This window comes from Streptomyces sp. NPDC048352 (genome assembly GCF_040651895.1).
In the GTDB taxonomy this organism is placed as follows: Bacteria; Actinomycetota; Actinomycetes; order Streptomycetales; family Streptomycetaceae; genus Streptomyces.
On record NZ_JBEZKZ010000003.1, the window covers coordinates 15,910 to 36,356 of the forward strand.

General features: G+C 71.8%; 22 protein-coding genes. 3 read left to right on the top strand and 19 right to left on the bottom strand.

Annotated elements, in window-relative coordinates; genetic code table 11:
• Positions 1-269: 269 nt before the first annotated feature.
• The 17 genes from AB0D45_RS02385 to AB0D45_RS02465 all read right to left on the bottom strand — a co-directional run bounded on the left by AB0D45_RS02385 (position 270) and on the right by AB0D45_RS02465 (position 16,256).
• Positions 270-821: a hypothetical protein gene (locus tag AB0D45_RS02385; RefSeq protein ID WP_362454909.1), complete on the bottom strand. Its 552-nt coding sequence runs from the start codon at positions 819-821 to the stop codon at positions 270-272.
• A 139-nt stretch (positions 822-960) separates the two neighbouring features.
• Positions 961-1,377 carry a hypothetical protein gene (locus AB0D45_RS02390; RefSeq protein WP_362454910.1) on the bottom strand — a complete coding sequence of 139 codons (417 nt, stop codon included), beginning with the start codon at positions 1,375-1,377 and terminating at the stop codon, positions 961-963.
• Between the two features lie 110 nt (positions 1,378-1,487).
• Positions 1,488-1,865, bottom strand: coding sequence for a hypothetical protein (locus AB0D45_RS02395; protein WP_362454911.1), 378 nt, complete (start codon positions 1,863-1,865; stop codon positions 1,488-1,490).
• A 12-nt stretch (positions 1,866-1,877) separates the two neighbouring features.
• Positions 1,878-2,027: a hypothetical protein gene (locus AB0D45_RS02400; protein WP_362454912.1), complete on the bottom strand. Its 150-nt coding sequence runs from the start codon at positions 2,025-2,027 to the stop codon at positions 1,878-1,880.
• 11 nt (positions 2,028-2,038) lie between these two features.
• The gene (locus AB0D45_RS02405; protein ID WP_362454913.1) at positions 2,039-2,632 is read right to left on the bottom strand and encodes a hypothetical protein; all 594 of its coding nucleotides are present in this window, start codon (positions 2,630-2,632) and stop codon (positions 2,039-2,041) included.
• On the bottom strand, positions 2,623-3,444 hold the full coding sequence (locus tag AB0D45_RS02410) for a hypothetical protein (RefSeq protein WP_362454914.1): 822 nt from the start codon (positions 3,442-3,444) through the stop codon (positions 2,623-2,625). The genes AB0D45_RS02405 and AB0D45_RS02410 overlap by 10 nt, the downstream gene beginning before the upstream one ends.
• Entirely contained in the window at positions 3,444-4,157 is a 714-nt protein-coding gene (locus AB0D45_RS02415; RefSeq protein ID WP_362454915.1) for a hypothetical protein, read from the bottom strand. Before AB0D45_RS02415 ends, AB0D45_RS02410 begins: the two co-directional genes overlap by 1 nt.
• Before the next feature lie 2 nt (positions 4,158-4,159).
• Positions 4,160-4,861: a hypothetical protein gene (locus AB0D45_RS02420; protein WP_362454916.1), complete on the bottom strand. Its 702-nt coding sequence runs from the start codon at positions 4,859-4,861 to the stop codon at positions 4,160-4,162.
• 177 nt (positions 4,862-5,038) lie between these two features.
• The gene (locus AB0D45_RS02425) at positions 5,039-7,126 is read right to left on the bottom strand and encodes a glycosyltransferase family 4 protein (protein ID WP_362454917.1); all 2,088 of its coding nucleotides are present in this window, start codon (positions 7,124-7,126) and stop codon (positions 5,039-5,041) included.
• 75 nt (positions 7,127-7,201) lie between these two features.
• Positions 7,202-7,717, bottom strand: coding sequence for a hypothetical protein (locus AB0D45_RS02430; protein ID WP_362454918.1), 516 nt, complete (start codon positions 7,715-7,717; stop codon positions 7,202-7,204).
• Complete coding sequence (locus tag AB0D45_RS02435) at positions 7,710-8,558, bottom strand: cupin (protein WP_362454919.1); 849 nt, start codon at positions 8,556-8,558, stop codon at positions 7,710-7,712. Before AB0D45_RS02435 ends, AB0D45_RS02430 begins: the two co-directional genes overlap by 8 nt.
• Positions 8,559-8,632: 74 nt before the next feature.
• A complete protein-coding gene (locus AB0D45_RS02440; RefSeq protein WP_362454920.1) occupies positions 8,633-10,279 on the bottom strand; it encodes a major capsid protein in 1,647 nt (548 codons plus the stop codon).
• A 111-nt stretch (positions 10,280-10,390) separates the two neighbouring features.
• Complete coding sequence (locus AB0D45_RS02445; protein WP_362454921.1) at positions 10,391-10,558, bottom strand: hypothetical protein; 168 nt, start codon at positions 10,556-10,558, stop codon at positions 10,391-10,393.
• Complete coding sequence (locus AB0D45_RS02450) at positions 10,558-13,959, bottom strand: phage minor head protein (protein WP_362454922.1); 3,402 nt, start codon at positions 13,957-13,959, stop codon at positions 10,558-10,560. Before AB0D45_RS02450 ends, AB0D45_RS02445 begins: the two co-directional genes overlap by 1 nt.
• Positions 13,952-14,188, bottom strand: a complete 237-nt coding sequence (locus tag AB0D45_RS02455; protein WP_362454923.1) for a hypothetical protein — start codon at positions 14,186-14,188, stop codon at positions 13,952-13,954. Before AB0D45_RS02455 ends, AB0D45_RS02450 begins: the two co-directional genes overlap by 8 nt.
• Positions 14,185-15,918, bottom strand: coding sequence for a hypothetical protein (locus AB0D45_RS02460; protein WP_362454924.1), 1,734 nt, complete (start codon positions 15,916-15,918; stop codon positions 14,185-14,187). Before AB0D45_RS02460 ends, AB0D45_RS02455 begins: the two co-directional genes overlap by 4 nt.
• Complete coding sequence (locus AB0D45_RS02465) at positions 15,918-16,256, bottom strand: DUF1360 domain-containing protein (RefSeq protein ID WP_362454925.1); 339 nt, start codon at positions 16,254-16,256, stop codon at positions 15,918-15,920. The genes AB0D45_RS02460 and AB0D45_RS02465 overlap by 1 nt, the downstream gene beginning before the upstream one ends.
• 275 nt (positions 16,257-16,531) lie before the next feature.
• Between AB0D45_RS02465 and AB0D45_RS02470 the strand changes: the two genes are divergently transcribed.
• The 3 genes from AB0D45_RS02470 to AB0D45_RS02480 all read left to right on the top strand — a co-directional run bounded on the left by AB0D45_RS02470 (position 16,532) and on the right by AB0D45_RS02480 (position 18,364).
• Complete coding sequence (locus AB0D45_RS02470; RefSeq protein WP_362454926.1) at positions 16,532-16,690, top strand: hypothetical protein; 159 nt, start codon at positions 16,532-16,534, stop codon at positions 16,688-16,690.
• A 65-nt stretch (positions 16,691-16,755) separates the two neighbouring features.
• Complete coding sequence (locus tag AB0D45_RS02475; RefSeq protein ID WP_362454927.1) at positions 16,756-17,001, top strand: hypothetical protein; 246 nt, start codon at positions 16,756-16,758, stop codon at positions 16,999-17,001.
• A 115-nt stretch (positions 17,002-17,116) separates the two neighbouring features.
• Entirely contained in the window at positions 17,117-18,364 is a 1,248-nt protein-coding gene (locus tag AB0D45_RS02480) for a PIN domain-containing protein (protein WP_362454928.1), read from the top strand.
• 5 nt (positions 18,365-18,369) lie between these two features.
• On the opposite strand, the gene AB0D45_RS02485 is transcribed toward AB0D45_RS02480, so the two are convergent.
• Positions 18,370-20,013 carry a hypothetical protein gene (locus AB0D45_RS02485; RefSeq protein ID WP_362454929.1) on the bottom strand — a complete coding sequence of 548 codons (1,644 nt, stop codon included), beginning with the start codon at positions 20,011-20,013 and terminating at the stop codon, positions 18,370-18,372.
• Positions 20,000-20,434, bottom strand: a complete 435-nt coding sequence (locus tag AB0D45_RS02490) for a hypothetical protein (RefSeq protein ID WP_362454930.1) — start codon at positions 20,432-20,434, stop codon at positions 20,000-20,002. The genes AB0D45_RS02485 and AB0D45_RS02490 overlap by 14 nt, the downstream gene beginning before the upstream one ends.
• Positions 20,435-20,447: the final 13 nt, after the last annotated feature.

The window sequence follows — 20,447 nt, forward strand, 5'->3', positions numbered from 1 at the left end:
GTGCGGTGGTTGCCCGGCCCAAAACCAGCGGCGATGTCCAGACTAGCCGGTGCGCCGTCCGGCGAGTTGTGCGTCTTCGGCGGCGAGCTGGGCCATGAGGGCTTGGGCCCCGGATGGGTCCAGGCGCCTGGTAGGTGGCGGCCTCATGCGCCGGCCGCCGGGACCAGCCGCCCGGGGCGGCGCGTACAGCTCGGCGCGGTTGCGCTCCCGTTGTGCCTCGTCCTCGGCTGCGTCATCGATCGCGGCCTCGGCGGCGGAGAGCATGACCCTTAGCGGCCACGTGTGGATGTCGACGCCTTGGAGGGCAAGGCGGCCCTCCCACGCGGACCAGGACCGGGAGATGCTGAGGCAGAGGCGTTCGACGACGTAGGAGGGCGCTGGCCGCCCGCACCTCCGTACAGCTCGACTACCCACTCCATCAGCTCGACCAGGACGCGGTCCGGCAGCCGCATACCAGCGTCCACGACCTTCCCGCCCTTCCGGCCCTCCGCCGCCTCCCGAGCCTCTTCCGGGTCGCGGTAGGAGCCAACGGTCTTTCCGCCGACGCGGACCTCCCACCGGGCGAACTGCTCGGCGGACTCCGGCAGCATGAGGGACGCGAGGAACACCCGGAGCGCGACGTTCGCCTCCCGGACGTCGGACAGGTCCACGCTGACCGCGTCGCTCAGGTCGATGTTCAGCTTCTTGATCGTCTCCTGGAGACGCCCGTACGCGTCCAGGAACTCATCACCCATCACCTCGGGCAGGAACAGCAGCGTCACGTCGTCGCCGATCTCGGCCTCGTGCGGCTGTGTGTTGAGCGCGAACTTCTTGTTGGCCACGGGTATGCCCTTCCACTCCCGCGCGGTCGCCCGGCCCAAAACCAGCGGCGTACCCCGAAGGGTAGCCGCGGCCGGGCCGGGGCCGTCGGCAGCCGCCAAGACGGGCGATCACGACGCTCCCTGGCTGGGCCGGATGTTTTCAGGCGGTTTTGATGCTGGCGAGGGTTCTCTGGAGCCGGCGGATCGCCTCTTCGGCTTCCTTGTACTCCTGAGGGGCCGGCTGGACGGCGCCGAAGGTAGGGCCGTCTCCGGCGGGCAGAGCTCGCCAGTGCAGGACGGGCGTCAGAGCGGTAGCGGCTGCGCCGAGGAACCAGGCCAGCCGTCCGTGGACGTGAGCGAGGGCGATGGCCAGTGCGGCGAGTGCTTCGCGCAGGCGCTCCAGTCGGTCGACCTCGGTCAAGGTCTGCTGGGACTGTGGGGTACCGACGGCGGAGTGGAGGTCAGCGGCGGCCTTCGCGGCGACGGTACGGTCGGTGGGTGACAGGTCCCACGCCTGATCACGGATCTGCCGTTCGGCTTCCTCCACCAGGTCCTCGATGATCTTCCGCATGCCCATGCGCGCATCCTATGCATGCTGCTGTTATCAGCGGCAGAGCGCAGACACACCGACCGGTGGTCCAGCCACGGCGATCGCCGAGCGGTCGGACTTGATCGACCGGACACGTCCTACCGGCCCTCGCGCAACGCCTCCGCCAGGAAGTTGTTCGCCCTCGTCCCCGGGTGGGTGACCTTCTTGGCGAACACCATGCGCCCGCCCATGTCGAAGCGCAGCGCCTTCGCCCGACGGGGCCGGATGACGTGCGGACGGGTGCCGTCCAGCACGAACCGCACCGCCGGGTGGTCACAGGTGACCACGCCCTGGAGGCCGTTGGGCCCCTGCCCGATCTTCCAGGACACGTAGTCACCCATGGACCCGGGTGCCTTCCGCTCCGCGAGGTTGGCGACGCGCTCCGTTCGCCGGCGCAGCCCTCGTTCCGCGATGCCTCCACGCAGCCGCAGCAGCCGGACGATCCGCCCTGGGTCGATCCTTACCTCAACAGACACCGCAGACCTCCTCTACGGGCGAAGTAGGACGTACGTCTCGCCCTGCTTGTTGGACTCAACCTCGGGCGTCTCCACTGCGCTCGGAGTGATATCCGAGTAGTCGTACGCCCGCACGTCCAGGTCGCCGTGCTCCTCCCACATCCGGTGCAAACGCGGGATCAAGTCGCTGATCTTCACGGTGACGTCTCCTCGCTCGGGCACCCACAGCCGGGCAGTGCCACCGTGACGCGCTGCTCCACCCCCATGCAGCCGCCTTCTTGCTCCAGCACGCGCTGGGCGCCGAGGAAGAACATCGGGCCCCGGCGCCTGGTGCCCGTGGTCGGCAGGCAGCACAGCAGCGCGTTGTAGATCGTGGCCGCGTCCAGGTGGACCGTCCGGGCCGCGGCCGCCAGCTCCTCGCACGAGGGCGGGCAGCCGCGATCGTCCACGACCGGAGCGCAGCGCAGCAGGGTGACGACGAGCTCCACCCCGGTCGCGGCCGGCGGGGCGCAGTTCCGCCCGCCCTGAACCACCCGGTCGTCCACCGGGAAGGAGCTGGTGGCGAAGATCCGGGCGACGTGGACGGTCAGCTGTCCGCCGGCGCCCTGGCCGTCCACGCCGCACGGGTCATTGCAGCCGTCCCACGCGGGCGGGCCGGGGACCACGCAGGCACGGCAGGGGCATCCAGGTTGGTCCTCGACCGTCGCGGCTGTCTCTTCCAGGGCCTGGCACACGCACCCCAGGACGGTCTCCGCGAGGTCGTGCACGGCGAGCAGGTTCAGGGCCATGTCGTCACCCTCGGGCGCCGGTAGTCGGGGCTGTAGACGCGGGAGGGCGAGGCCAGGCCGTGGGGGTTGACCGTCTTGAGCCACAGGTCCACCAGCGGCAGGCCGGTGCGCCCCTCGGCGAAGATGACCGTGGGGTCGACCATCTCGATCTCGACGCCTCTACGGACCACCCTCGTCACGTTGCCGGGCAGCCGGCACTCCCCGCACCCCTTCGTGCCCGGGGGCAGACAGGCCAGGATGAGCTGGCAGGTCAGCTCCGAGACGGCGGCGATGGCCGACTCGTCCAGCGGCAGCCCCCACCGGTACTCCACGGTGAACGTGCCCGGCGTCCCGGACGGGGCGGCCATGTCCTGGCAGGTGGGCCAGCACTCCCCGTCCGTGCGCACCAGGCGGCCGGGTGCGTCCACCCGGTAAGCCTCCGGAACGAGGTCTTCGCCGTCCACGTTGACGCTGATGACGTCGTACACGGGGCCGGGGAGCTTGACCTCGCACAGCTCCCCGCAGGAGCAGTCCGACGAGGACATGCAGCCGCAGACGCTCGCGTTGCGCCACAGGCCGTCCGTCCCGATGTACGGCACCCAGGGGCCCGTGCCCACCTCGGCCTGGAACGAGACGGGCGCCGAGTCCAGGCAGGAGCGGCGGCACGGCCGCACGGTCACCGGGCACGGTCCCCACCGCATCCCGGACAGCCGCCAAAGGGTCTGGGAGGCCACCCGTGTCCACCGGTCGATGACCGCCTGGTCCAGGTCCTCCGGGAGTTGGCAGCACAGGTCTACCTCCCACGGGTCGCACGGCCCGACTTGCAGCGGCATCAGCGTCTCCCGGGGGTCTCGTACGGGCTCGGGTCGGGGAAGGCGCGGCGGATGAACTGGCCGACGTGCCCGGCCGCGAAGGAGTCCGGCATGGTGGACAGGAAGCGGCTGTTGGGGCCGTACCCGTGGGGGGCGCGGTGGAGGATCTTCACGTCCGGGATCTCCTTGCCGCCCAGGCCGGCGAGGTTGCCGTAGAGCGTCCGCTTGTGGACCACGTCCAGGTGCCTGGCTTCCTCGAGTGCCGCGAGCATCGCGGTCTTCTGGACGGGCATCGGGACGTGGAGCTCGTAGGACAGCGGCTCGGGGTGGCCGCGGCTCTCCAGGAGCGCCCTGGTCTCCCGCATCCCCCGCAGGTACTGCCTGGAGGCTCGGGCCGCGTAGTACGCCTCCACAGCCTTGACCGGGCCCCGGTGGAGCACCGGCATTCCGTCCGGCAAGGGGTGCATGACGAACATGTCGTCGTTGGCGAGGAGGAACACGTCGGAGACCCCCGGGTGCTGGCAGGCCGCGCGCACGGCGAGGGTGGTGTTCTGGTACTTCGTTCCGGTCTGCCTGGTGGCGATGTGCTCGACACCGGCCGCCCATCGTGGTCGGTATCCGATCAGCCACACCCGGCCGTGAGGCAGGTGGGCCGCCCACGAGCGGAGGGCAAAGCGAAGCTGCTCGTTGACGGCCCCCTCCCGCACCGGAACCACGATGTCCGGCGCGTTCACGGTCAGGAGGCCAGGCACATGTCGCCGGCGACCGGGGTGTAGTCCCCGACGGCCTCCGGCGGGGCCACGGTCGTGACGAACGTCCTGCGGTGGCAGGTCGACCCGAGCGGGGTGAGCAGGGTGCCCGGCGTGCCGGCGGCGTCGATCGGCATGACGTCGTACGGGCCGACGCCCCACCCGCCGCCCGCGCGCGTGGCGCCGGAGAGGGTGAGGGAGACAGACTCGGAACCGATCTCCATGTCGCCGAGCTGCCCGTTCGTCACCCAGGGCAGGAGGAAGTAGATCCACGCCCCGTCCCCGCCGCCCGGGGCGCATGCGTCCTCGCTCAGCACCTCGGCCCACAGCTCGATCGCGAAGCCGCTGTTGCACTGGACGGAACAGTCGTCGTAGCCGATGGGCTGGCCGTTGTAGCCGTACACCACGGGGTTGCCAGTGGTGATCTCGATGAACTCGGGGCTGATGGCGAAGAAACTCAATTCGACGTCGAAGCCGCGGAAGCTGGGGCACCCGCGCTTGAAGCCGCAGATCCTGCCGTTGGCGGCCCGGTACTCGACGTCCTCGCCCTCATCCGTGTTCGGGTTCATGGAGAGGCTCGCGAAGCAGTCGAAGGTGAAGCCGTTGTCAACGCCGCAGACGGGGCGGCCACAGCCGTCGAGCCGGGTGACGCGGATGGTGTCGGCGTTGGCGATCAGAGGAGTGGGCACTGCGGGCCTCCAACAGTTCTGCGTGTTGGTCGGCCCGGCCCACAACCAGCGGCGACGTCAACAGCATAGCCGCGCGCCCCTTGCTGCTCCTGGCCGCGAAGTGCGCGGTGCCGTCGGGAAGGGCCGACGGCACCGCGCGGCTCATTCGGCTGGCGCCAGAGCGCCGTGCTCGGCCCACTAGCCGGCCGCGCTCTGGGCCTCCGCCGCGGCCTGGGACTGCTGGTGCTCCTGGGCGGTCACCTCGGTCTGGGCGCCGTCCGGTGCGAGGAGGCGCGGCCTCGTACCGCCCCCGAGCGTGCTGATGGCCTCCACCCACAGCTCCAGCTCGTGACGCGACTGGTCGGCGAGGAACGCGCTGCGAGCGCGGGCCGCGGCCACCATCCGGTCGCGGGCGGGGCCGTCGTGGTACAGGGTGCGGATCGCTGCCGCCCAGGCTCGGACGTCGGACCGGTCAAGGAAGGTGCCGGCATCCCCGAGCGCTTCCCGGAGCCCGGGGGTGGGGTGGGCGATGACCGGGATGCCGGAGGCCAGGGCTTCCACGGCGGCCATGCCGAACGACTCGTAGATGCTCGGCGCGGTGAGGACCCGCGTCCGGCTCCACACATCCCGGCGCATGTCGGAGGTCTGCGGGATGACTCGGATGTTCCGGAGGGCGTGGCGGGTCACCTGCCGGCCGTGGGCGCCCGTGACCCCGAGGAACGGCAGGGAGCCCAGGAGGGCCGCTGCCCCGCGCCAGGTCGCGACGCCCTTGTTGGCATTCAGGTTGACCAGGGTGACGTGGTCGCCGGTCTTCGGCGCCCGGTGCTCCTCGACGATCACCGGGGGGTGGATGACCAGCGCGCGGGCCTGGTCGAGCTGCGGGTAGCGCGCGGCCAACGACTTCATCACCCAGTCGGTGTTATAGACGCACAGGTCCGGGCCGAGCGCTACGGCCGGCTGCTCGTGGTCGTTGTGCAGCAGCAGTACCGACCGGGCCCCGACCTTCTTGGACAGGGTGATCGCGTCGGAGGCGAAGTGGTGGTGCGTGGCGAGGACCCTGGGCCGCATACGGCGGATCGTTGCCTCGGCCGCGGCCGGGGTGAGCTGGGCGTAGGGGACGCCGTCCACGTCCCACACGGCGGGCGCCTCGGGCATCTCGGAGCAGATGACCAGGACACTGGTGCCCGCGTCCTTCAACGCCCGCATCATCGTGTGCAGCATGGTCTCCGAGCCAGCACGCCGGTAGGGCACGCCGTAGTGCACCCAGGCCACCACCTCAGCCGTCGGCGGAGGCCCGGCTGAGGCCGCGCCTGCGGGGGTGCGCGGGGGGCTCTGGTGGTGGCGGGCTCTGGCCGGTCGGGAGGGGAGCAGGCTGGCGCACGCCTCCTCGAAGGCGCTCAGGCTGCCCGCGTAGTCGAGCGTCTCGCTGTGGGCAACGGCCACGGCGGACGCTGCCGCGTAGGCGGCCGGGCCGGACAGCCGGCGGATCTCCCTCGCCCACCTGGTGACGTCCTCTCGCTCGATGTACGTCGCGGCCGTGCCCAGCGCTTCCTGCACCCCGGGCAGCGGGGAGGCGAGAACGGGGATACCCGACAGCATGGCCTCGGCGCCGACGCGCCCGTACGACTCCGTCGTGGACGGCATGAGCAGGATGCGTGTGCGGGCGTACACCTGCATCGGGTCCGCGCGGTCGACCAGTTCAACGTTCCCGGGCATCGGCGGGTCGTCGCGTCGCGGGGTGCGCACGACGAGGAATCGGGTGTCGGGCATCCGGCCGGCGAGCTGGGCGACCACGTCGGCGCCCTTCGCGGCCGTGGAGCCGTTCAGGGTCACCAGCTCGCCGGGGACGGTGCGGTACCGCTCCGGGTCGATCGGCGGCGGCAGGACGATGGAACGGCCTCGGTGCGGGTAGTGGGCGCGGCAGGCATGGGACGGGTACCAGGCCAGGGCCGGCCGACCGAGGTTCAGGTCGTCGGCCATACCGTGCACCATCAGCAGGTGCGGCACACCGGGCGTCTGGGCAACGATCCGCGCGGCCTTCCGGTCCCGGTGGTGGGAGATCACCACATCGGGCTGCGCCACGCGGACAGCGCGCAGCCAGTACGGCAGCGGCCATACCCGCACGCCGCCCTCGGTGCGCGGCTCGCCCGTCGGATCCTTCACGGTGGTCACCACGTGGACCGCGTGACCGGCTGCCGCCAGGTGCTGGATGTACTCGCGCGTGGTGACGTGTGCGCCTGCCGGGGGCACCTGGTCGTAGACCGGCAGGATGGCCAGGATGCGCATGGTGCTCCTTACGGCTCGATGGCCTGGGCATGGACGGTGCCCCTGGTCGCGGGCGTCCCATCCGCCAGGGGGCCGCTACGCCTCCGGGTGCTTCTGGCGGCGGTGGCTGTCCCGGCCGCGCTCGGTCGCGTACTCCCGCTCGCACAGGTCGCACGGGAACGGTCCGGTGTCTTGGGCGAGTTCGGCGGACTGGTCGCTTGAGTCGCTGTCCTCGGCCTCGTCGCCGGCCACGTCGAGGGGCACGGAGTCCGGGCCGTACGCGGAGGCGGGTACCTCCGGCAGCGGCTCGCCGGGCACGGCGTCCCTCGGCTCCCCCGTGCCGGGCTCTGCCAGTCCCTCCGGGGTGGCCACCCCCAGCAGCTCCCCGGGGGCCGCCCTCCCCTCCTGGGCGTCCTCCTGGGGGGAGATGTACCGGTGGCCGTCAACGAGGGAGCCGATCAGGATCTCCTCCGGGGCCTGGGTGAACAGCTCGGCCGGGACGGCGAACGCGTTGGGGCCGACGGTGCGCAGCTTGGGGGTCTGGTCGACCGCCCACTGTGCGAACGCGCGCCGCTGCGCCGGGGTGGGCTGGACGTGGATGAGGTCAGTCATAGGTCACCACCTGGATCGCGCACACGGTGCACGTCGTGCCGACCACATAGGTCCGCTCGACGAGGACTTTCCGGTCGTTGGTGCGGTAGTTGACGGAGGCACCCGCCTGGTCCGGGATGGTGTCCACCGGGCCGCGGCGGATGACCAGGGGGCCGGTGATGTAGAGCCACGCGGTGCCGGGCTCGGCCGGGATGTTCCCCGGGCCGGCGGCGGAGTAGCCGGCGCCGATGATCGCGCAGTTCCCGGCGAGGGTGCGCAGCGCACCGGACTCCGGGTCCTCCCGCAGGACGTTGCAGCAGCCGAGCAGCGCGGCGACGCCGGCCGGGACGTGGAGGGTGCCGATACCCCCGTAGGACGCCGCCAGGCAGCCCTCCAGCGCGGCCACGCCCTGGGCGACGCTCACCGGGCCCTGGGCAGGGGTCAGGTCGACGGCGTCCATGGCGAGCTTGGTCCGCCAGAACGCGGCCTCCAGCGCGTGCTGTTCGCCCAGAGCCATGGTGGCCTCGGCGTGGGCTCGGGCTTCGGCGTAGGTCCAGCCGAGGGTGGAGCACTCCGAGCCGGCGTAGACCGTGATGGGGGCAGCGTGTTCGGTGGTGGGACGGCAGAACTCCTTCTGTGCCGGGCTGCCGGGCGACTCCTCGCCGGGGCTCTCCTCGTCGCACGGGTCGGGCCAGTCCAGGACGGGGCAGCAGCCCAGGGCCAGCCACTCCACCCCGTTGAGCTCGTGGATGCGGTCCTCGGTGACGTCGGTGATGGTCGTGCATGAGGCGCCGAGGATGCCGTGCGGCAGCGGCGTGCCCGGGATCGCCTCTACGTAGCTGCGCAGGCCGGCGGACGGCATCACGCACCTCCAGGGGTGTCAGGCGCGGTGCCGGGCCCGAGAGGGCCCGGCACGCGGTTGTGGGACGGAGGTGGTCAGCTCTCGTCGGCGAGGCAGAGGATGGCGGTCTGAGCGCCGGTCTCACCGCTCGGGCAGACGGGCACGGTGACGACGCGGGTGTCGACGGACCGGTCCACGAGGGCGATGCACTCCTCCGCGAAGAGGGCCGTGTAGTCGTTGGTGACGAACTTGCTGCTGTCGTGGATCACGCCGAGGTTGACCTCCTCGCCGCGGCCGATGACGAGGCTGCCGGCCGGGTAGATGAGGAACTTGAGGGTGGACGGCCAGTCCAGCGCCGGAGACGGGGCGCCGATGTCGGTCGGGACGGCCGGGGACAGGCCGCGCGCCCACTGGATGCGCACGCCGAGCGGGGTGAACAGGGCCTGGATCTGGGCCGTGGTGACCTCGTCCACGCTGACGCCGTTGCGGCGCGCGAGGTCGGCCAGGAACAGGTTCCGGCTCCACCACGGCAGGACGACCTCCAGCGCCGTGGTCTCGCACAGGCTGTGGCGCTCGATCATGTCGGCGGCCTGGAGGGCGATGGCGGCGTAGACGGCCGACAGGGCTCCCATGGTGGCCGGGACGCTGACCGGGGTCGCGGCGGCCAGGGCCTGCTGGAAAAGCACCTGCCTGATCCGGATCTCGTGGGCCACCATCGCGTTGCGCAGGTACCACCCGATCAGCTCCGGGAAGTGCCGGGCCGTGAGGATGCCGGCCTCCAGGCAGACGCCGACCGCGTCACAGCGGACCTCCACCGGGTCCGGACAGGGGATGCGGAAGCAGGGCTTGGTGTTGCCGGCGATGTCGTCGGCCTCGGTGTGGACCCAGGTCATGGACGAGACGTCCAGCGACAGCGGCTTGTAGTACCTGAGCCCGCCTCGGGCGAGCTGGATTTCCGGGGCGTCCCACAGCATGTCCGGGCAGGAGCTGTCCGTCAGCTCGTACAGCGTCTCGGACGGGGCGCACCAGCCGCCCGAGGCGACGAGGTCGCCCTTGGGGAGACGGTTCTGCGCGGAGGCGGTCATGGCCACCGTCGTGCCCTCGGGCGCGGACGAGGAGTCCGTGACGATGGTCTCCTGCGGGTAAGGGTGCCGGTAGCTGATGACCTGGCCGACGCCGCCGCCGGCCGTCTTGAGCGCGGTCGCGCGGGAGTTGATACCGCGCACGACGTCATCGAAGTTGAGAGCCGCGCCCGGGGTGTAGCCGGGGACGTCCACGGCGGCCGTGATGTGCGTGCCCGGGGCCGGCGGCGGGGGCAGGACACGAGGCTGACGCCGACGCACCTGGGAGAGGTCCAGCGCGGGCCGGGTGACGAGGGAGGCGGTCGCGGTGACCGGCTCGGCCGGCTCGGCCGGAGCCTCGGGGGCGGGGTCGGCGGCGACGGGCTCGGCCGGCTCGGCGGGCTCGGCGGGGGTCTCCGGCTCCGGGTCACCTCCGCGGACCTGCGCGGCCAGGGCGTCGATCTCGGCCGCGGCCTGGGTGGCGGCCTCGTGACGGGCGGCCTGCTCGGCGCGGATGCTCTCGACACCAGCGGCCAGCGCGCGGAGCTGCTCCAGGTCCTTCGGGGTGACAACGCTGGACGTGGACCGGGCGTCGAAGGCGGCGACCGCCCCCTCCAGGAGCTCGCTCAGCTCCTCGTCGTTGAGTGCGGTGATGTCCTCGGGAAGCTCGAACGGGTCCATGGGACGGATCTCCATTGATGTGATCTGGAGACCCGGCCCATAACCAGCAGTCGTCTGCGGTGAATCTTAGCCCTCCGGGCAACCCGGCGGGCAGGTGTCAAGCGGCGGGCCCTACTTCACGGTCGTGGGGTCGGTCTTGGCCTTTGCCCGGACCTCGCTGTTCGGGTAGCGCTTCGCGACGGTGTCGGCCGTGGGCTTGGACGCGCTGGTGAACACGACCTTCCCGCTCTCGGCCACGACCTCGTACTGCTGTTTGTTCTTCTGGCACGAGCAGGGCATCAGCTCTGTCCCTTCGGGTTGGTGCCGGCGACGCCGGCGGCGATCTCTTCACGGGCCGGGGCGACGGCGGCCGTCAGCCGTTCCAGCTCGGCCCGTGCCTCCTCGGCGCGCTCGGCCTCACGGTCCGCGAGGGCGCCGGCGAACTGGTCCAGGAACACCGGGCTGGTGAGCAGCGCGGCCACGGCGTCCACCACTTCCGCGCCCTGTCCGGACACGGTGTCCGGGCGGTGTCCGTGCTGGTCAGGGATGGCGGACACGGGCCGGGCGGACAGGGGCGCGGACAGGGTGTCCGGGTGTCCGGGGACAGTGTCCGCAGGGGTGTCCGCGACGGCGGCGGCCGACGCGGCGAGGGCCAGGTTCGAGCGCTCCGCGACGGAGGCCAGGAGCGGCGAGGAGTGGCCGGGTACGGGGACGGACAGGACCGCGCGGAGCTGCCACTTCCCCCCGGAGCCCTGGCGCATGTGGTAGCTGGGCTGGCACCCGGCGAACACCGTGCGGTCCCACTCGGCAAGCCACGGGGCCGCCGCGCCGGAGAACCAGAGCCCGCGCTCGTTCATGCCGACGGTGACGATGCCGGCGACCGTACGGGTGTCGTCCCATTGGCAGGACGCGGTCTCGCACTCCGCGCCGTCGCGGTGGTGGCCGACGTTCATGGTGAACGCCCCCGCGCGCACGAGGCTGCCGTCGTCCAGCTTGAAGCGGGCGCGCAGGAAGTGGGTCGTGTCGATCTCGCCCAGGCTCTCGATCGTCAGGTTCTGGCCGGGCATCCCGGCGTGCGGCTCCCCGGCCTGGGCCACCCATCCGAAGATGCGGCCGGCCGCGTAGTGCACGCCGCCGCTGCCCGGGGGCAGCTCCTCGTCGGTCGGCTCCCGGAACCAGTCGGCGGGCATGGGCGGAAGGTCCTGCATCGCGGTCCAGGCGGACGCGACGAGCTCGGTGAGCCCTGGGTCCTCTCCGTCTGCTGCGAGGGCGGCAGCCGTGGCCTCGGGGCCTTCCGGGATGGTGGAGGAGCCGACGTACAGGCCCGGGGCCAGGCGTACGAGGCGGCCGGCCTCCACGGCGCGGGACAGGTGGCCGCGCGCGGACTCCATGCTGATCCCGAGAGCGGTGGCGACCTCCCGGGCGCCGACCGGCACGGGAGAGGCGGCCACGTAGGCCACGACGCGCTGGTGTGCCTCGCTGGGGGCGGCGGCGGTCACGGCGGCTGCGGCCTGGTCCTCCTCGTCCTCCAGGGGGTCCAGGACGATGCGGGCGCGGTCGTAGGCGGGCATGGCGACGAGGGTTGCCCCGCGTACCCGGCCCTTCGTGATGCGCAGTAGGAAGTCCCCGGTGCGCTCGCTGTGGACGACGACGCCGGTGTCCGGGTCGTCCGGGTCGCCGGCCGCGGCCGTGAGGACGCCGGTGGTGGTGAATGCGGCGCGCAGCGCGTCGGCGGAGACGGTGCCGCCGGGGCCGGTGATGAGCTGGACGGCGTGCTGGGCGCGGGACAGGGCTGCCCCGGAGGCGGTCCACTCCGGGGCGGTGGCAGCCGTGATCATCCACGCGTCGTCCGGCAGGCGCATGACGCTCATGGACGGCAGGGAGGCGGCCAGCACGAGGAACCCGTCCTCGTCCTCGCTCATGGTGCGGTCCACGAATTCCACGTCGACGTCGTCCAGGTCGACGCTCACGCCCAGGGGCGCGCCTTCCTCCAGGAGCATGGTGGCGTCGGCTCCGGCCGGGCGGCTGGTGTAGAGCACGCCCTTGCCGGTGATGCGGGAGCCGTCCCGGCCGAAGGACTCGATCGAGCCGGCGAGTTCCGCGCCCTCGTGGCCCATCAGCATCTCGTCCGCGTACTGGAGCGGGGCCGGGCCCTTCTCCCAGTACAGGGAGCCAGCGGCGAAGATCCGGCCGTCGCCGGTCTCCTCGCCCTCGAAGGCGAGGGCGGTGTCATCGGGGGTGGACCAGGAGCGCGTCGGCATCCCGGCGGCCGTGGTCTCGGTGGGTTCCATGGGGGCCTCCGTGGGGCCGATGGGGATATCGGTGTGGTCGTCGGCGAACGCCACGCGCAGCCGGTCGAAGGTGATGGGGCCGAGCCGCTCCTCCAGGGCGGCCAGGAGCGCCGCGTCGTCGCTGTAGGCGGCGCATACGTGGGGCTGCCAAGGTGAGTGCTGGGCGGGGATGTCCGGGCCGTGCCGGTCCTCAAGGGCGTACGTGGCGGCCCAGCGGGCGGACTCCAGGGTGGGGGTGCCGTCCGGGCGGTCGCGGTCGTCGCCCACGGCCCACACCCAGGACGGGGTGTCGGTGCCGGCGTTCCAGTGGTTGGCGCCGAACGCGCGGCCGTGGACCAGGCCGTCCGCGAGGCCGTGTTCCTGGGCCTGAGTGCGGAGGTTGGCGATCAGCTCGTTCCGCTGGTCCTTGTTCCAGTCGGCGCCCTCTCCGAGGAAGAAGAGGGTCAGGTGCAGCTGCTCCGGTGGCTCCCCGCCATCGAGGGCGAGCCGAGCAGCGTCCTCCTCGGTGGGCATGAGCGCGATCATGGCGCCGGTTCGGTGGCTGCCGTCGGCGGCAGCCGTCACAGGGTGCACGGTGCTCTCCTCGGAATCGAAGGCTCGGCCCCGCTCGGGGTCTGACGGTTCGTAGGCCGCGGCCCGGTCTGCTCTTGCGAGTGCCAGGGCACAGCGGCAGTTGATGACCAGCTCCGGCGGGGCGGTCGGGTCGCCGGGGGCGGCCATGGAGACGCCGGCGACCGTGAACGGCTCATCGAGGAGCCGGAGCTGGCCGTTGATGCGCTCGTGGGCGTCGCGTACGTCCGGGTCACGGCGGGTCAGCCACTGCTTGACCAGGGGTCGGTCTGGGCCGGTGAGGGCTTGGGCCGCGGCGAGGGTGGCCATGTTCCAGGCGCGCGCGGACTCCGTGCGGGCGATGCGCTCCTCGCGGACCTCCCCGAGCTGCGCCCCCTCACGGGCGAACGCTGCCCGCAGCCGCGCGCGGAGCTGCTCCACGTCCTCGCCCGCGTTGACCCCGGCGGCCAGCTCCTCGACCGCCACGGCGGCGAGGCGGTCCCCGACCGCGCGCAGCAGGTGCTCGGTGCTCTCCACGTAGTCCCCGAGCTGTGGCGGGAGGGTGTCCTCGTCGTAGCGGGCCGGGAGGTCGTCCCAGCCATCCGGCAGCGGGGTGTCGACGTCCTCGGCGGCCTGCTCGGCGGCGGACTGGGCGACGCCGAGGAGCCGGCGCACCAGGCGCGGCACGCGGGTGGTCCACATGGCGGCAATGCGGGAGACGGAGAACCGGGCGGCCACCAGCTCCGTCGCGGCGTCCAGGGCGTCGGCGTACTCGGCGGCCACCTCGGCGAGGACGGCGGCGACAGCTTCGGCGACGTCCTCCTCGGCGGCGTCCAGGGCGCGCTGCAGGGCCTCATCCACGGGTGGGCCTCCGGTCGTTCGGGGTGGTGGGGTCGTCATCGCAGATGTCGCAGTACGTCCAGGGGCCGAGGGCGGTCACGCCGTAGGTGGTGAGTGCCAGCAGCTCCCCCGTGAGGCGGGTGTATGCCTTGCACGTCGTGCACCACTCCTCCGTGGGGGTGGTGGACGTGATGGTGAGCGGCAGCACGGCATCAGGTGGCGCCGAGGGGGGTTTGTGGGGGCCGCTCATGCCGCTGTCGTCCTTGCCGTGCACCTGCCGATAGCGGCTGGCACGACGTCGAAGGTGTGGACCACCCCGGCCGCGATCAGCTCCCGGCAGTAGTTGTCCAGGCTCGCGGTGAGGCAGTCCGGGTCCAGGCCATAGCGGGCGGCGATCTCCGGGACGCGGGCCCACGCGCCGTCCAGCAGTCGCCACTGGTCAACCTGTGCGGTGTCGATGGTGAGCAGCGTGTGGAGTTGGGCCGGGTCGATCTCGCGGGCCCGTGCGCGCTCGCTGCGGGGGCAGGCGGGGGTACGTTCCAGCTTCCGGCCGGCGGCGGCCAGGGCGGCCCAGATCAGGCCGTCGGCGGCGGCGAGGGCGCCGTCGGTGGGGCGTGGGGTGGCCGCGGCCGGGAGGGTGTCCGGCTCGCCGGGGGCCTCGTCTACGGGCAGCGGGGTGGGCACGGTGCGGTCCTCCTGCTCCTGATCCTGGTCCTGGTCGCCGTCGGTGCGCTCGCGTTCCTCGGCGGTGGGGGCGTCGGCCTCCTCGAACCCGGTCTCCCGGCGGAGGGCGCGGCTGGAGATGGCGCCGAGTTCGAACAGGCGCAGCGCGGTCTCGCTGCGGTTGGTGCGCACGCGCAGGGGCGAGGAGTCCGCGAAGACGGACCACTCCTCGGCGTCCTGGACGTTCTCGCTCTCCAGCAGGGGGCGCAGCCAGTGTTCGGTGTAGGCGTGGGAGACGACGGACAGCCGGGGCTCGACGCCCAGGCGAATCGCTTCTGCGGTGAGCTCCCAGGCGCCCCAGTGGTTGACGTCGCCCAGGCCGAGCAGGAACTCCGCCGGGATGTCGGCGGCCGTGGCGAAGCGGCGGATGTTCTCCTCGCGGAGCTTGATCGCCAACTCGTCAAAGTCGGATTCGAAGGTGAGGCGCTGGATCAGGCCCACCATCTCGGCCGGCACCTCCAGGATGATCGGCACCGTGGCGGCCGCGCTGGACGGGTCACGGATCGCGGTCTCCGCGACCTCCATGAACACGTCGATCAGGTCGTCCTCCTCGCTGCCCTGGACGGGGGTGGAGGGGAAGCGGGTGCCCTTCGGCACGACCAGGACGCCGCGACCGATGAGCCGGGACAGGGTGACGGCGCGGACGGCGGCGCCGAGGAGGCGCAGCTCCTCCAGTTCGTTGAGGCTGGCCAGGACCGGGGAGTCGGCCTCCAGGTGCCGTTCGGGGCTCGGGTCCCAGACCCTGATGGCCACGGGGTCCAGGGAGTTGGCCGCGTCGTCAGTGCCGTTGTCGGCCGCGGCCGGGATGGGCACCGGGCTGCCGTCGATCTGGGCCTCCATGCCCTTGCCCTTGCTGCTCATCTCCAGGACGGAGACGACGTGCCAGGTGGGCGGGGCGCCCTCACGCGGGCGGATGACGGTCCAGCCCTCCCCGGCGACCGCGAGGTGCCGGCCGTACTCCCGCAGGAGGTGGGACTGTCCGTCCCGGCCGCCGGCGATCTCGGAGACGATGCGTGTGGCCGGGTGGTTGTCCGGCGCTCTGACGATGCTGTCGCCCGGCCCCAGGCGGCCCGCGTAGAGGCGGGCCCCGCTCATCGCGTTGCCGATCCAGTTGGCGAAGGAGCGCACCTCCGGGGTGCGGTAGAAGGACCACGCCTGTTCCTGGCGGGCCCGTGCCGGGTTCTGGGCGGAGGTCTTCGCGGTGCGCTGGGTGTACCGGGCGGCGGCGGCCTTGAGCGTCTTGTGCGGCTGCGTCATCAGCCCACCCGGCCGAGGGTGTCGTCCACGCGGTTGAGGAACACGGCAGCGCCGGCGACCGCGAACCATTCCAGACCGTGGATGAGGAGCGGCGCGTCATCGAACTGGCCGGTGAGCAGCAGGTAGGTGGCCAGGATCGCGCCGGAGAGCCACCAGCCCATGCAGTAGACGCAGGAGATGAGGGCGATCACGAACTCCCGGGCGGTGGAGTCCGGTCGGCGCTCGTGCCAGGCGTGCATCCGGTCGCGGACGGGGTCGAGGATCGTGTCGTGAACGGCGAGCTGGGTGGCCCGGTACCCGGCGAAGCCGAGTAGGGCGAGTGCGGTCAGGTCGATCATGGTTCGCCCCCAGGCGGAATGCGGTCCTCCGGTTATCGGCGGAGCATCATAGGCCACACCTCGGACCGGGGGTCTGGGGCAAATGCCCTGGTCAGTACGAGAGTTCTGATCACGGCGGGTCAGTAGGGTGCCGGTCTGGGGCGTCGGTGGTGATGCCGATGCAGTGTCCGGACGGCGCGGGACTACGCACCCCGCGGCCGCCGGCGCCCCCGGTGCGCTGCCTCTGACGGGCGTAAAGCCCTGCCTGGCCGGAGTCGGCGCTCTACCGTGGATGCATGGCTGATCACCCGGCGCCCTGCGACGAGGAGCCGTTGCGGCTGGTGGAGCTGGACACGGAGGAGGGCCGGGAGGGCATCGCCTACGGTCCCGGCCCCCACTTTCCCGTGGTGGGCGTTCTGTTCGTGCCGGCGGAACTGCTGGGCGAGGAGTCCTAGCCACCCCTGGGATGACCTTCGGCCAACCCCCGCGCGCTGCTGCTCACCGGCCATAGCCTGGCCACATGAGCGACCTGACTGACGACGACGTGCGCGCGATCCTCCGGGAGCACCGGGATGGCGGCACGATCTCGCGGCTGTACGCGACGGGCGAGATCACGGAGGACGCCGTGCCGGTGCTCGGGATGCTGTCCACCCAGCTCGAAGAGGACGGCCGCGGCGAGGACGCCGACCGCGTCGGTGACGTCCTGGACTACGTGGTGGCAGCCGGCGAGCGTCCGCCGGTGACCGGGTGGGTCGGCAAGGTGTAGCCCGGCAGAACAGCGGGCCAGGACCGGGAGGCGTCGAATCCCCCCACCCCGATGATCAGAAGTTGAGAGGGTGTGCCCGTACGACTCGGAGCCGAGGAAGACGGAGCCACACCCCTTGATCATCCTGGACGCGAACATCCTCAAGTCGACCTCGTTGCGCGGTCCCGCCGCCGACGTACTCCGCGCCATCCGAGCTGTGGGTGTCGAGCGCGTGGCAGCCCCATGGATCGCCGTCGAGGAGCTCGCTGCCCAGCAGGCCCTGGCCTACCGCGACAAGCACGACTCGGCCATGGCAGCTGTGGACCAGCTGCGGAAGGCCACGCCCTGGGCGCACATCGCCCACCCCAAGAGGTGGTCGGCCGAGCACGTACGCAAGCACTGGCGAGAGCGGTACTCCTCTATCACGGACGTCATCGAGACGTCCCCCGAGGCTTACCAGCAGGCCATGTTTCGGGAGACGAACCTGATCGCGCCGTGCAAGACCGTCAACAGCGGCAAGAACAAGACCGGTGCTCGGGACGCCGCGATCTGGCTGACGGCAGTCGAGTACGCGCGCGCCCACCCTGACGAGGTGGTGTACTTCGTCAGCAACAACACGGAGGACTTCGGTGACGGCACGTCCTTCCCCGAGCCGATGGACAGCGACATCCACGGCATGGAGCATCGGTTCTTCCTGTTCACGTCGCTCGACGGTGTCCTGACCAAGTTCGCCACGGAGTTGGACGCCCGCGTCGCGGACGTTCAGGCACTGCTCGACACTGAGGACGTCCGCACGACGGTCTTGCAGGCCGCCAAAACCGCCGCCACGCGCTACCACCTGGTACGCGGCTCGCGCCTCACAACAGAATCGGGTTTGCCCAGGCTGGTCCCGTACGGGTCGCCGTCCTGGAAGCCCACGGCGGTGGCGCTGGACAGGGTGCTCAGGGTGAGCGGTCGAGAGGTCGGCGGCCACCACTGGTTCACGGCGTCGGTGCGGTGGCTGCTCGCGGAGAGCCACCTGGCATACGTTGACGAGCCCGTCGCGTACGCCTGGGAGACGCGGATCCTGTTGAGCCCGACGGCGGACAAGGCCCTGACGGTCCTGGACTCCAAGCCCCCCGCCCCCATCGCGCCCGAGGACATCCTCAAGGTGCCGGAAGCCGCCTTGAGCCCGGAGGACGCTCTGCTGGCCGCGAGGGCCTTCGACCGGATGGCCGCCAGTCCGCATTTCGAGAGCTTGCTGCGGGGCCTCACCCAGCTCACCCAGCTCACCCCCGATCTCACGAGGATGGAGGCGGCGCTCCTCAAGTTCGCTCGTGAGGGTCAGAGGATGGCGGAGGCCCTGCCCAACCTGTCGATGGAGGAGCCCCAGGGCGAGGAGTAGGGGCGCTATCGGCGCCGTACCCCGCTGGCCGTACTACCGCCGAAGCTGCGCCCGTACCGGGAGGCCGCGGCCGTCGGCCGGCCGGCGCGCTGCGCCGGGGACTGGATCGTGGAGTAGGCGAGGTTCTCCGCCCAGAAGGACATGACCACGGAGTCGCCCCGGTCCGGGGAGCGGCCGAGGCGGGCGACGACGTCCTCCTTCCGCTCTACCTGGATCTTCGGCGGCACGCCCGTGGTCACGTCCCACGTGGGGGTGGTGAGGTCGGACAGCAGCAGGTCGTCCGGCGGCAGCATCAGCTCCGCGCCGAACGCGGGGTCGAGGAGTTCCCGCATCCGCCAGTAGGCGGCGGACCGTACGTTGGTGAACCCCCACTCCCCGTCTCTGGTGCGCTGCTTGGTCTTCGCGGCGCCTGTGTACGCCAGGACGGGCACGCCGAGTTCACGGAGGCGGTCCACCACGCCGCCACCGACGCCGATGGAGTCGACCACGGGCACCAGGCCGGTCCCCTCCTCCCCGTCCTCGCCCACGGCGGCCTGGACGCGGGCGGTGGTCTGCATGGTGTCCTGCCGGTCGTACGCGACCAGCTCCGCGACGAGGAGGCCGCGACGGTGGACGAACACGGTGGAGTCCGCACCGGACCGGGCGACGTCCACGCCGAGGATGCGCCGGCCCTCCACCTCCGGACGGCCGGCCGCGTCCCATGCCTGCCAGCGCTCCACGGCCGCCTCCAGCCAGGCGAGCGGGATGACGCTGTCCTCGTCCGCTGCCCGGAACTCCCCCAGGACGCGGTTCGCGTACAGGGCGGAGTCCTCGCCCCACTGCCGGGCGCGCTGCCTCGCCCAGTCCTCGCTGATACGGCCAGCGGCGACGGCCTCCGCGAGGGTGACGTGCCTGGTGTACCAGTCCTCGAGTCCGGGGGCGCGCCGGTGGATGTCGTAGAACCGGCCCGTGGTCGGGCCTGGGGTGGAGATGGCCAGGGCGAACGCCTCGGGAAAGCCGTCCATGCGACCACCGGAGAACGCGCCCTCGATCGCATCCCAGGTCGCATCCGGGACGATCTTGGCCTCATCGATCAGGTACAACAGGCTGTCGGCGTGCGCGCCCTCGATCAGCTCGGCCTTGTTGGAGGCCACCGGGGACGCGGCGCCGTGCTCCATCTTGAGGTTCTGGGTCAGCAGCTCGGTCAGGTCGTTGAACGGCGGCCGGCCCAGGACGTCCCACCGGATGCGGCGGGCCCACTTGTGGATCTCCGGCCAGAGGTAGACGGACAGGTGACGCCACGCGCTCGCGGTGGTGAGGACCTTCCAGTCCACCCCGGCCGCGTCCCTCGTGGTCGCGAACCAGAGCACGACCATGGAGGCCATGCCGGTCTTGCCCAGACCATGCGGTCCGCGTGCGGCGACGCGACGGTACTCGGCCAGGGCCTCCATGATGTCGCCCTGGTAGGCGGTGATGCCTTCCCCGCCTTGCCAGTCGATGACCTCCCGCGCCCAGGCCGCCGGACGATACATGTACCGCTCCTGTGCCTGGACACGGCGCTCCAGGGCGGCGAGGTGGGGGCGCAGCTCCGCCGACGCCCCCCGAGCGAGCCGGATACGGTCCGCGCGGGAGAGCCGCCGGTACGCGGCCTCGGCGTCACGCGTCAGCATCGCCGTCCTCACCCGCCGGGGCGTTGCGGATGATCTCCATCAGGTCCTCGGCAGTGACCTGCCCGGTGACGTCCAGGTCGAGTTTGTCCGGCTCCGCGAGGCCGTACAGCTTGACCACCCGGTCCGTCAGCTTGGCGGCCGTCTCCACGGCCCTGAGGTCGCCTTTCAGAGCCTTGGGCCACACGGCGGCCAACAGCCGGTGATAGCGGCGTGCCTGGACCTCCCGCAGCGTCCCGGCCTCCGTCTTGAGGTCCGCGAGGTTGGCCCGAAGTGCCCGGTCCACGTCCGTATGCGCTGCGCCCCGGGACGCGTACCCGAGGCGTTCGGCGATCGTCTCGTAGTCCAGGCCGGCGAGCACCATCTGAATGGCGTTCTTCCGGCGCTCCGCTACCTGGGCGCGTTTGGCCTTGCTGGCGCTCACCGGGTGACCTCCG

Excerpts from the sequence above, each read along its gene's own strand:
- AB0D45_RS02465 (WP_362454925.1), bottom strand. The coding sequence starts at position 16,256 with ATGATCGACCTGACCGCACTCGCCCTACTCGGCTTCGCCGGGTACCGG.
- AB0D45_RS02405 (WP_362454913.1), bottom strand. The coding sequence starts at position 2,632 with ATGGCCCTGAACCTGCTCGCCGTGCACGACCTCGCGGAGACCGTCCTG.
- AB0D45_RS02460 (WP_362454924.1), bottom strand. The coding sequence starts at position 15,918 with ATGACGCAGCCGCACAAGACGCTCAAGGCCGCCGCCGCCCGGTACACC.
- AB0D45_RS02410 (WP_362454914.1), bottom strand. The coding sequence starts at position 3,444 with ATGCCGCTGCAAGTCGGGCCGTGCGACCCGTGGGAGGTAGACCTGTGC.
- AB0D45_RS02470 (WP_362454926.1), top strand. The coding sequence starts at position 16,532 with ATGGCTGATCACCCGGCGCCCTGCGACGAGGAGCCGTTGCGGCTGGTG.
- AB0D45_RS02485 (WP_362454929.1), bottom strand. The coding sequence starts at position 20,013 with ATGCTGACGCGTGACGCCGAGGCCGCGTACCGGCGGCTCTCCCGCGCG.
- AB0D45_RS02440 (WP_362454920.1), bottom strand. The coding sequence starts at position 10,279 with ATGGACCCGTTCGAGCTTCCCGAGGACATCACCGCACTCAACGACGAG.
- AB0D45_RS02475 (WP_362454927.1), top strand. The coding sequence starts at position 16,756 with ATGAGCGACCTGACTGACGACGACGTGCGCGCGATCCTCCGGGAGCAC.
- AB0D45_RS02435 (WP_362454919.1), bottom strand. The coding sequence starts at position 8,558 with ATGCCGTCCGCCGGCCTGCGCAGCTACGTAGAGGCGATCCCGGGCACG.
- AB0D45_RS02425 (WP_362454917.1), bottom strand. The coding sequence starts at position 7,126 with ATGCGCATCCTGGCCATCCTGCCGGTCTACGACCAGGTGCCCCCGGCA.
- AB0D45_RS02445 (WP_362454921.1), bottom strand. The coding sequence starts at position 10,558 with ATGCCCTGCTCGTGCCAGAAGAACAAACAGCAGTACGAGGTCGTGGCC.
- AB0D45_RS02455 (WP_362454923.1), bottom strand. The coding sequence starts at position 14,188 with ATGAGCGGCCCCCACAAACCCCCCTCGGCGCCACCTGATGCCGTGCTG.
- AB0D45_RS02430 (WP_362454918.1), bottom strand. The coding sequence starts at position 7,717 with ATGACTGACCTCATCCACGTCCAGCCCACCCCGGCGCAGCGGCGCGCG.
- AB0D45_RS02390 (WP_362454910.1), bottom strand. The coding sequence starts at position 1,377 with ATGGGCATGCGGAAGATCATCGAGGACCTGGTGGAGGAAGCCGAACGG.